Origin of the sequence: Thermaerobacter sp. FW80, from assembly GCF_004634385.1 — a bacterium.
Taxonomy (GTDB): domain Bacteria; phylum Bacillota; class Sulfobacillia; order Thermaerobacterales; family Thermaerobacteraceae; genus Thermaerobacter; species Thermaerobacter composti.
In genome coordinates this window covers 68,280-77,620 of record NZ_CP037896.1, presented here as the reverse complement: position 1 = coordinate 77,620, position 9,341 = coordinate 68,280, and the positions used below count along the sequence as shown (strand labels likewise).

General features: G+C 69.5%; 8 protein-coding genes and 1 pseudogene. 4 read left to right on the top strand and 5 right to left on the bottom strand.

Features of this window, described 5'->3' with window-relative positions:
- The first annotated feature begins 464 nt into the window (after positions 1 to 464).
- Positions 465 to 707 carry a hypothetical protein gene (locus tag E1B22_RS14170; RefSeq protein ID WP_167758998.1) on the top strand — a complete coding sequence of 81 codons (243 nt, stop codon included), beginning with the start codon at positions 465 to 467 and terminating at the stop codon, positions 705 to 707.
- Between the two features lie 472 nt (positions 708 to 1,179).
- On the opposite strand, the gene E1B22_RS12530 is transcribed toward E1B22_RS14170, so the two are convergent.
- From E1B22_RS12530 to E1B22_RS13785, 4 genes are all read right to left on the bottom strand, one after another.
- Positions 1,180 to 2,418 (bottom strand): transposase, encoded by a 1,239-nt coding sequence (locus E1B22_RS12530; protein ID WP_243123901.1) that lies wholly within the window; start codon positions 2,416 to 2,418, stop codon positions 1,180 to 1,182.
- A 104-nt stretch (positions 2,419 to 2,522) separates the two neighbouring features.
- Positions 2,523 to 2,990 carry a UPF0236 family transposase-like protein gene (locus tag E1B22_RS13795; protein ID WP_167758982.1) on the bottom strand — a complete coding sequence of 156 codons (468 nt, stop codon included), beginning with the start codon at positions 2,988 to 2,990 and terminating at the stop codon, positions 2,523 to 2,525.
- The gene (locus E1B22_RS13790) at positions 2,921 to 3,541 is read right to left on the bottom strand and encodes a UPF0236 family transposase-like protein (protein WP_135226187.1); all 621 of its coding nucleotides are present in this window, start codon (positions 3,539 to 3,541) and stop codon (positions 2,921 to 2,923) included. The genes E1B22_RS13795 and E1B22_RS13790 overlap by 70 nt, the downstream gene beginning before the upstream one ends.
- Positions 3,532 to 3,981 (bottom strand): UPF0236 family transposase-like protein, encoded by a 450-nt coding sequence (locus tag E1B22_RS13785; RefSeq protein ID WP_135226186.1) that lies wholly within the window; start codon positions 3,979 to 3,981, stop codon positions 3,532 to 3,534. Before E1B22_RS13785 ends, E1B22_RS13790 begins: the two co-directional genes overlap by 10 nt.
- 145 nt (positions 3,982 to 4,126) lie before the next feature.
- Here E1B22_RS13785 and E1B22_RS12510 point away from each other — a divergent pair, with 145 nt between their 5' ends.
- The 3 genes and pseudogenes from E1B22_RS12510 to E1B22_RS12500 all read left to right on the top strand — a co-directional run bounded on the left by E1B22_RS12510 (position 4,127) and on the right by E1B22_RS12500 (position 7,451).
- Positions 4,127 to 5,323, top strand: a complete 1,197-nt coding sequence (locus E1B22_RS12510; protein WP_135226169.1) for a nicotinate-nucleotide--dimethylbenzimidazole phosphoribosyltransferase — start codon at positions 4,127 to 4,129, stop codon at positions 5,321 to 5,323.
- A 5-nt stretch (positions 5,324 to 5,328) separates the two neighbouring features.
- Positions 5,329 to 6,259: pseudogene (gene cbiB / locus E1B22_RS14165) on the top strand (adenosylcobinamide-phosphate synthase CbiB).
- An 88-nt stretch (positions 6,260 to 6,347) separates the two neighbouring features.
- Positions 6,348 to 7,451 carry a histidinol-phosphate transaminase gene (locus tag E1B22_RS12500; RefSeq protein WP_167758989.1) on the top strand — a complete coding sequence of 368 codons (1,104 nt, stop codon included), beginning with the start codon at positions 6,348 to 6,350 and terminating at the stop codon, positions 7,449 to 7,451.
- A gap of 580 nt (positions 7,452 to 8,031) precedes the next feature.
- On the opposite strand, the gene E1B22_RS12490 is transcribed toward E1B22_RS12500, so the two are convergent.
- Positions 8,032 to 9,318 carry an IS256 family transposase gene (locus E1B22_RS12490; RefSeq protein WP_135226166.1) on the bottom strand — a complete coding sequence of 429 codons (1,287 nt, stop codon included), beginning with the start codon at positions 9,316 to 9,318 and terminating at the stop codon, positions 8,032 to 8,034.
- Positions 9,319 to 9,341: the final 23 nt, after the last annotated feature.

Sequence of the window (9,341 nt, the reverse complement as noted above, 5' to 3'; positions counted from 1 at the left end):
AGACAGTTTAGGACGTCACCTGCTACCCCCTCCCAACGGCGGCGGGTGACCGGGTTCAACATCAAAACTTTCGCGGCGACCCGGCGTTGCTCCGGGAATTGAGTGGCTGGGGAGGGGGACGGGCCGGCCCGTCGTCGACGTTATACCGTATCGGGAGCTGGCGATGGACGAGGAGGATTCCCTCGCCCTGGAGGATGCCCGGCAAGACAGCGCGAGGGCAGGCAATCTGGGAAGCGGGGGCGGGCGCGGGGAGGTGGGGGAACCGGCGGTCCTGGACCTTGCCGTGGTGCGCCTGCCCCGCCCAGCCGGGGGTGCGTGTCCGCTACGTCGCGTCGCCGGACGAGCGGGCAGTCCAATGCCGTGATCCTGCCGGAAACCAAAAGCACCGTGGAAGACCTGGTATGGCTGTTTCGCAACGGCTTGGACCGGGCCATCGCCCGGGCGGTGGTGGGGAGGCGTCGCTGATGGGCATGTGCGCCGGGTACCAGATGCTGGGTCTGCGCGTCCGCGATCCCCGCGGGGCCGAGGCAAGCATTGGCGAGGTGAGGGGGCTCGCTTACCTACCGGTAGGGGCGGAGCTGCAACCCGTCAAGACCACGCGCCGCCGGTCAGTGCATGTGGCCCCCGGCGGGTCCGGCTTCTGGGACCAATGCGCCGGTGCGGAGTTGGAAGGGTACGAGATCCACATGGGGGTGACGCGGTGGTGAACTCCACGGCCGTCCAAGGTAATCGAGCGGGCCGACCGGGTCACACGGATGGAACCGGTGAAACACCGTTCCTCAAAACATAGGCGTTTATTGCATCCACCTATGACGCCGGGCGAACAGTGCTCCCGACGATTCGCGCCGGGGGATCGCACCCCGGACCCCAAGCCAGACCATCGCACCCGGGGCCGTGCGGCCTTGAGGCCGCCGGTGCCCGGGTGGATCGGGGTTCCCCCCGACCTGGGGCGTCCTCGGAGGACCGCTCATAGAGCCGGTGCGCCCGCTTGCCGCGCACCGACGGGGCGATGCGCCGCCAATCGCTCCAGACGTGCCGCCCTCGATTCCCTCGCGGGTAGAGGGCGGGCGGTTCCGGAGCGCAAGCGCTCGCCAAAGCCCAGGCCCCGGCGGGCAATCGCCACCGCCGCGGCCGCGTGGGGCGACAGCCCGTACCGGGCCATGAACTTGACTTTGCCGATCACGCTGGTGAAGGCCGGGTTGACGCGGAGCACCTCCACGCCTTCCCGGGCGGCCCGGGCCATGAGCAGGGCGTAAAATTTGCCGTAAGCAAAAGCGGACAACTTGCGGGCGTATCGCTTGTCGTCTTCTCGAAGACGGGTCTTCTCTCCCGGAAGTCCAGGTGCTCCACCACGATGGGCTTGCCGGCGCCCTTGGCCCATGCCACCAGGTCCGCCACCGCATCGCCCAGGATGGCCTTCACTTGCTCCCGGCGCTTGCCTTGGAGCGGAAGTCGGATGTCGCGCGCCGCCACCGGGTTGCCGAAGCGGTCGACCTCCGCCACGGCCAGCCGGTCGGGGTTCAGATCGGCACCAAGGGCGCCCGCCCTTCGCGATGTCGTGATCGGGGCCGCGGGCCGTTCGGTGGTGGCGAAGACATACCAGGCGCTGTTCTTCCGGACAAAGCGGTAGGAAATCGCTTGCCCGGACGCGAGGGCCGCCAGGATGACATCCTGTCCATAGGGGAAACGGACGCCGTGCAGCCAAACATGCCGGCCAAAGCGGCCGGCCAGGGCGTTGGGCACCCGAAGGCGCAAGCGGTCGCCCAAGAGCGAACACGTCTGGTTGCCGCTCCTCTCGTCTTTGGAGCCGAGGCAGAAGAAGCTTTGGCTGCGGGCATCGCGCCATGCCTTGCGCCATGCGTCGTGGGAAGCGAACCCATTCGCCTCCAGGTGGAACTGCCGATGGAACAAGCGCCGCGAGCCAAAGCAAATCGGCGGCGATCCCGTCCGCGCTTCCGCCGCTTCCAGGCGGGCGCGCAGCATCGCCAGCCGCCGCTTCTTCTGGTGCAGCCGAAACCGGACCCGACGCCGACGCGCCGCCCGCTCTTCGGGCGAAAGGGTCGCCCAGCGCCCCTTGCCCGAGGCCAAGGCTTTCTCCTGCTTGTGGAGCTTGGCGATGGCTCGTTCGGTGGATTGGATCTGCCCGCGCAGGTGCGCCAGATGGTGCCGATGGGCTTCCTCCGCCGCCTTCACCTTGGCCTTGAGTTCGGTGGCCAGCGCGTTGAAGTAGCGGGCTGTGATGCCGTAGCGAGCAATGGATTCCCGCTTGCACTCGACAAGGGGACGCTTCCGCACGTAGAGATCGACGAACAACCGGCGCAGCAGGCGACCGTACAGGGCGGCGAGGGCGTCCAGGGCCGGGTAAACCGACCGGTCTTGAATCTTCGTCTGGAAGGTCGCCTGCATCGGCCCGATCATCCTCCTTTTCCCAGGATACCAAACGTATGTTCCGTCCGCAAGCCGAAGAGGGGGCGGGGACTGCATCAAGCTTCGGTAGGTGGATCCCCCGACCCATGTTCCGGTCACGCCACAGAAAGGCCGGCCAGATGCCGCAGCGCCTTCACCCACTCGCGGTCCGCATGGGGTCCGTAGAGCGCCGGGATCCGCACCCGCAGCCACTGGGCGACATCCTCCACGTCGCTCCGGCTCAGGCGCTGCCCGAACAGCCGGCCTTGCGGGGTCGGGGCCACCGGTGGCGCCTGGCGGCGCTGCCAGACCGGACGCGCGTAGCGATCGAGCTCCCCGTTCGCTCGAGCCGCCAACAGCCGGGCCAGGTGCCGAGCCCCTCGCTCGCTCCACGCGGCCCCGCGCCGCTTCATTCGCCGGGCCAGCACGTGGTAGTTCTCCGCCTCGATCGCACCGAGCCGCCGCGCGTTCGCGTCGGCCACGATGCCGTCCCAGTGGTTCTTCAAGTACTGCTTCAGTTCTTGGACGCGGTCGCGCGCTTCACCCCGCGCCCGCCGGCGAGCCGCATCCAGGATCGTCTCCACCTCGCGCCACGGCTTCCCCTCGGCCAGGGCCGCCGCCAGCTGCCGGTGGGCTTCCGCGTCGTGCTGCAGTCCCCGCCGCATGGCCGTTTCAGGTGGAACGGATCGAGGCGATACGAAGCCTGTGGGAGGTACTCAAGGGCCTTGCGGATCCACGGCGCCCCGTCCCCACCCACCGTGCACTGTTCCACCCGGGCCCAGTCCCACTCCGCCGCAAAGGCCGCCAGCGCCTCCTCGATGGACGCCGTCCCTTCGCCCACGGCCACGTGCACCCGCCGGTTCTTCAGCACCGTCCGCCCCCGCGCGTCCGTCGCCTTGCCCTCATACGCCAGCGCATGCATCAGCGCAATCCGCTCTTTCTGCCCATCCGGCCCGCGCCGCCGGCCCCGCACCAACAGCTCGTCAAACTCCAAGTCGACGGCGGCCGCCGGCCGGCTCCCGGGCGGGATCTCGCCCCGCTCAAACACCGCCTCCCGCTGCGCCTTCGCCGCTTCGTCCGCTCGGGCCCCGGCCGCCTGCACATCCGCCCACAAGGCCATGGCGCTCAGCCGCACGGCCCGCAGCTCACCCGCTCCAGCCAGTCCGCTGCCGCCGCAAACGGCACTTGGGTGCACAGCTGAATCCCGAACTCCTGCACCAGCGGCGAGTATCGCTGCCGCGGCGCCAGCCCGAGCACTTCATCCAGCAAGAACCGCCGTGCGCCGCTCGGCCGCTCCTGGTAATACCGTCGTTCCCACTGGATCTCACCCACCCACGTGATCAGGCTCCGCGGTTGCTGATTGACGCACTTCAGTTGCCGCCGGTCCCGCTGCTCCATCAGCTGCCGGTCCAGCGCCTCCAAAGCCGTGACCAACAGTTGCCGCGCGGCCTCCTGCGCCCCTCGGACCACGGCCACCTCCAGCGCTCGAAAGTCCGGAGCCTCCCACAGGGCCTTTTCCACAACCCGAGCAAGCTGCAGGGTGATCTCCCCGATGCGGCGAATCACGTCCTTCATGGAGAGGCCTCACCTCCATCCTTGGCCAGAAGGATCGGCTGTCCCGTTTGGGACAACCTGGTGAGGTCTCTCCTTCGCTTTTCCCCCACCAGCACCTACCGAAACTTTAGACAGTCGGGGGCGGGTCGGAAGTGGGGGAACCGTTATGCGAAAGGTTCGCAGCTACGAGCCCCTAACCGGGGAGACCGAGACCGGGCACACCGTGGCCGGGTTGTTGCGCGACGGCCGGCCGGTAACCGTCCCACCGCCGGACGAGGAGGCCGGAGCCCGGGCGCGGGCACGGCTCGATGAGCTGGCCAAGCCGCCGGGCAGCCTGGCTGAGCTGGAAAACCTGGGAGCTCGCCTTGCCGCGGTGACGGGGCGGGTCCCGCCAACCCTGGGTCGCAAGGCGGTGGTCGTGATGGCGGCTGATCACGGCGTCGTCGAGGATGGGGTCAGCGCCTATCCGCAGAAGGTCACCGCCTTGATGGTCCGCACAATCCTGGAGGGCAGGGCCGCCATCAACGTCCTGGCTCGCCAGGCCGGCGCGACGGTGGTGTGCGTCGACGTGGGGGTGCGGGGCCCGATCCCGGGCGTCGACGGCGCTTCTGCCGCCGGTAGGGCAGGTGGCGGGGCCGATGGCGAGCCTGGCCGGTTTGATTTCCTACCCGCGGGGGTCCGCTTCGTACGGGCCCGGGTGCGCCCGGGAACGTCCAATATGACGCGAGGACCGGCCATGACGCGCCAGGATGCCCGGCAGGCGCTGGCCGCCGGAGCCCGCCTCGCCGCGGATCTGGCCGCAGAGGGGTTCGGGCTGCTGGCCACGGGCGAGATCGGCATCGGCAACACCACGGCGAGCGCCGCCGTCGTCAGCACCTTGATCGGCCTCCCGCCGGAACGGGTCGTCGGACCGGGGACGGGGCTCGACGCGGCCGGAATGGCCCGGAAGCGGGACGCCGTGCGGCGGGCCTTGGAAACGAACGGCCCCGACCCGTCCGATGCCCTGGACGTACTGGCCAAGGTGGGCGGGTTTGAAATCGCGGCCCTGGCCGGCCTGATCGTGGGTGCGGCCGCGTTGCGGCTGCCGGTGGTCCTGGACGGCGTGGTGGCGGGGGCCGCGGCCCTGGTCGCCGAGGCCCTGGCACCCGGTACCCGGCACTATCTGATTGCCGGACACCTGTCGGCCGAACCGGCCCACCGCGTCGCCCTGGAACGGCTGGGCCTCCGCCCCTGCCTCGACCTCGGCCTCCGTCTCGGCGAGGGGACGGGCGCGGTGCTCGCGTTCCACCTCGTGGAGGCGGCGGTGCGGGTGATGACGGAGATGGCCTCGTTGCGATCCGTGCTGGAAACCGGGAGCGCGTGAAGCCGATGACGGCTACCGACCGGGTGGTCCCCCTCCTGCTGGCTCTGCTCCTCGACGCGCTGTGGGGGGAGCCCCCCAACCGGTGGCATCCCGTCGCCTGGATGGGGACGGGGATCGGGGCTGCATCCTGCCGCGCACCTTCCTCGGCACCCGGACGGCTGGCGTACGGGGCCGCCGTGGTGGTGGCGGGCGCCGTGGCGGCAGCCGGTGCCGGGCTGGTGGCTGAGCGCCTCCTGGCCACGATGCCTCGGGCCTTGGCCTGGGTCGCCGCGGCAGTGGTGCTGAAGACAACGTTCTCCGCACGCCGGCTCGCGGAAATTGCCCGCCAGGTGCACGCGGTCCTGGCCGCGGGCGATGTGTGCCAGGCCCGGTGCCTGGTGGGGTACCACCTCGTGAGCCGCGACACCCGCGGCCTGGATGCTCCCCGGCTGGCGGCAGCGACGATCGAGTCCGTAGCCGAGAACGCGTCGGACAGCGTGGTCGCGCCGCTCTTCTACTACGTCCTCGCGGGCCTACCCGGGCGCTGGCGTACCGGTTCCTCAACACCGCGGACGCCATGCTGGGCTACCGTGATCCGTCCCGCGAGTGGCTGGGCAAGGCGGCGGCCCGAGCCGACGACGCGGCCAACCTGATCCCGCACGGCTGACCGCGGCCCTGCTGGTACTCGCGGCCGCCTGCCTCCGCGAGGATGCACGGGGAGCTCTCAGCATCTGGCGGCAAGACGCCGGCAAGACGGCAAGTCCCAACGCCGGTCATCCCATGAGCGCCATGGCCGGTGCGCTGGGGGTGGAACTGGAGAAGGCCGGGCACTACAAGTTGGGCGCGGGGCTGGCCCTGCCCGGACCGAGCGACATCGAGCGGGCCGTCCGGCTCTTCTACGGCACCGTGGCGATGGCCATCGTCCTGGCGTGCGCCGTCATCGCGTTGCGGGCGTGATGCTTCCCCCGCAGGCCCGGTGCGGCGCTTTCCCTTTCCATTCATGGCGGAGACCCACGGTGGGACGGTGGGAATAGGAGGGACGACGGTGCTGCCGCAACCGAAGTCGGCGATTGCCAACGTCCCTTTTGTCACGCACGGCGCAGCCGATCCGGCCGAGTTGGAAGCCTGGGGCCTCGACCCAGAGGAGGTCGTCGACTTTAGTGTCAACGACAACCCTTATGGCCCGTCGCCTGCTGTGACACGGGCGCTGGCCTCGGTGCCGGCGCATCGCTACCCGGACCGAGAGGCGCGGGCTCTGCGGCGCGCCCTGTCTGCCCGCCTCGGGGTGGGACCCGAGCGCATCGTCGCCGGCAACGGGGCCAGCGAGCTGCTCTGGCTGGTTGCTCTGGGGTACATCCGCTCCAGAGACACCGTGATGATCGTGGGGCCCACCTTTGGCGAGTACGAACGGGTGGCCCGGCTGATGGGGGCCCGGGTGCAGTTCTGGCGGGCGCGGGCGGAAACGGGGTTCGCTGTGGACCCGGACGGGGTCGCGGCCGTGCTCGACACGGTCCGCCCCGCCGTCGTGTTCCTATGCACCCCCAACAACCCGACGGGAACGCTGGTTCCGACCGACGTGATCGCTCGCTGGGCCCGGGCGCACCCAGCTTGCCTTTTCGTGGTGGACGAGTCGTATTTCGAATTCGCCGCCTACCGTCTCGCCGGCCTCCGCTCCGCCATCGAGTTGGATCTCGACAATATCCTCGTCATCCGGTCCCTGACGAAGCTCTACGGCTTGGCGGGGCTACGGTTGGGTTATGCCGTCGCGCCCCCGCAGGTGGTAGCCGTTTTGCATCGCGTGGCGCCGCCCTGGCATGTGAACGCCGTCGCCCAGGCGGCAGGCGTGGCCGCCTTGACGGATGAGGCGCACGTGGGGCGGTCTCTCGCCAGGGTGTGGGACGCCTGTGATAAGTTCCGCCGGGGGCTCGAAACGCTGGGCCTCGCTCCCCTTCCCTCAGCGACGCACTTCTTCCTGCTCGATGTCGGTGATGGGGCTGCCTGGCGGCGTCGCTTGCTCCGGTACGGTCTCGTCGTACGGGACTGCGCGTCCTTCGGACTTCCCCAGTACATCCGGCTTGCGACCCGACGCGAGGAAGAGAACGAGCGCCTGCTGGCGACGCTGGCAAGGGAAAGGAGGCGTGCCACCTGAGATTGGCACCCGCTACGGTCGCGGTACGGGCTCCAAGGCTATGGCGAAGGCGATTGCGTCCAGGAGCAGCGGACCACCGAACAAACCTCGGACGGTCAGCACCGCGTCGAGCGTGCTGCCTCCGCAACGACGATCACTGCCCGAGCGACCGGCCGACCGCGTGCCAGCAAGGATCCTCCGGCCCGTATGCAGCCAGGAAGTCCGGGCGTTGCAGCACCTTGCCGGTCCCGGAAGCTTGAACGCGGTGCCTCTCGAGGAGGGCGTTGACGCCAGGTTCCTTTGCGGACCGCGGGGGTAGGGGAGTGCCTTTTTCCGGGTTCGAAAGCCCGATTTGCTCACCACGCGGTCGGCATACCGCCCCCGCCATCGACACACCCTTTCGCGGGTCGTTCTGGCTTAGGACTCACAGCCGATTCCGTCACCGTCCCGGCCATCGAGCCGGTGCGGATCGGGCGGCAGGACGCGAAAGTTTCGGTACTTGATGTCTTTGCAGTCCAGATCAGGCGGCGGAGGCGGGATGCACACGTCGGGGTCGTGAACAGCTGGTCAAGTCCCGAACTGTCTGTAAAAGCGGTCTGGGTCATGCCACGGTGGCAGCGGGTGAAACCTCTTTCTGCGCCGCTCTTTGCCGTTGCCGCTCCTCGATGTAGCGCTCCAGCTGCTTTCGTTCGTGCTCGCTGAACTGCACCCGCCGCCAGCGCTCACTCGCCCGCCACAGCACGGCGAAGACTAGCTTCAGGCACTCCCGCTCGCTCCGAAACCGCGGGATCACCTTGGCGCGCCGCCGCTCCTCCTCGAAGCTGCGCTCCACCAGGTTGGTGGTCCGGACATGCTTGCGGTGGGCGGCGGGTAGCCGCAGGTGCGCCAGGCTCGCTTCCAGGTCCTCCTGCAGGCTCCGCATGGCCGAGGGATACTCCCGCCCGAACCGCTCCACCACCTCGGCCACCAGCCGCCGGCCCTGCTCGATATCCGGTGCGTCCCGGATCGCCTCCAGGTAGGGCTTGAGCACGGGCCGCGCCTCCTCCGGCACCTTGTCCAGCACGTTCCGCATCTTGTGCACCCAGCAGCGGATGCGCTCCGCCTCCGGCCACATGGCTTCCACCGCCTGGATCAGCCCCGGCGCCCCGTCCGTCGTCACCGTCAGCGGCGTCTTCAGCCCCCGGCGCACCAGATCCCGGAAGTGCTCCAGCCAGTCCTCGTAGCGCTCCTTGTTGCCCAGGCTCAGGTGCACCAGCACCTTGCTGCCGTCGCTCAAGATGGCCCAGGTGACCAGGATGCCCTCACGGCAGCCCGCCTGCCGGCGCAGCGACTCGTCGATGGCGTCGGCGAACAGGTACACCACGTCGAGGCCTGACAGGTCCCGCTGGGCAAAGGCCTCGAACTCCTCGTGGAGCGCCTCGGTGATCCGGCTCACGGTGGACCGGCTCAAAAGCGGCGCTTCGCTGCCCGCCAGCTCCGCCAGCGCATCCTCGATGTCCCGGGTAGAGAGGCCCCGGGCGTACATCTCCACCACCAGGCGCTCCAGCACGTCCGTCCGCCGCTTGAGGGCCCTCCACAGCGTGGGCTGGCACAGTCCCTCCATGCCCCGCACCTGGGGGACGTCGATCTCGAGCCGCCCCTCGGCGCAACGCAGCGTCCGCGGCTTGTAGCCGTTGCGGGCGCCTTCCTGGCCAGGCTCGCGCCGCTCGTAGCGTCCGCGCCCCAAAAGCTCCGTGACCTCTGCCTCCAGCAGCTCCTGGATGAGCTTGCGGGCGCCCAGGCGGACGAGGGCATGGGTCAGGTCCTCGACCTCAGTACCCTCCCGGGCCTGCGCGGCCAGCTGCCGGGCCAGCTCCGCCAACTGCTGGCTGGGTGGTATCCTGGACATAGGTCTGGGTCCTCCTCGGTGTG

Coding starts and splice junctions, on each gene's coding strand:
- E1B22_RS12530 (WP_243123901.1), bottom strand. CDS start 2,418: ATGATCGGGCCGATGCAGGCGACCTTCCAGACGAAGATTCAAGACCGG.
- E1B22_RS14170 (WP_167758998.1), top strand. CDS start 465: ATGGGCATGTGCGCCGGGTACCAGATGCTGGGTCTGCGCGTCCGCGAT.
- E1B22_RS12490 (WP_135226166.1), bottom strand. CDS start 9,318: ATGTCCAGGATACCACCCAGCCAGCAGTTGGCGGAGCTGGCCCGGCAG.
- E1B22_RS13785 (WP_135226186.1), bottom strand. CDS start 3,981: ATGAAGGACGTGATTCGCCGCATCGGGGAGATCACCCTGCAGCTTGCT.
- E1B22_RS12510 (WP_135226169.1), top strand. CDS start 4,127: ATGCGAAAGGTTCGCAGCTACGAGCCCCTAACCGGGGAGACCGAGACC.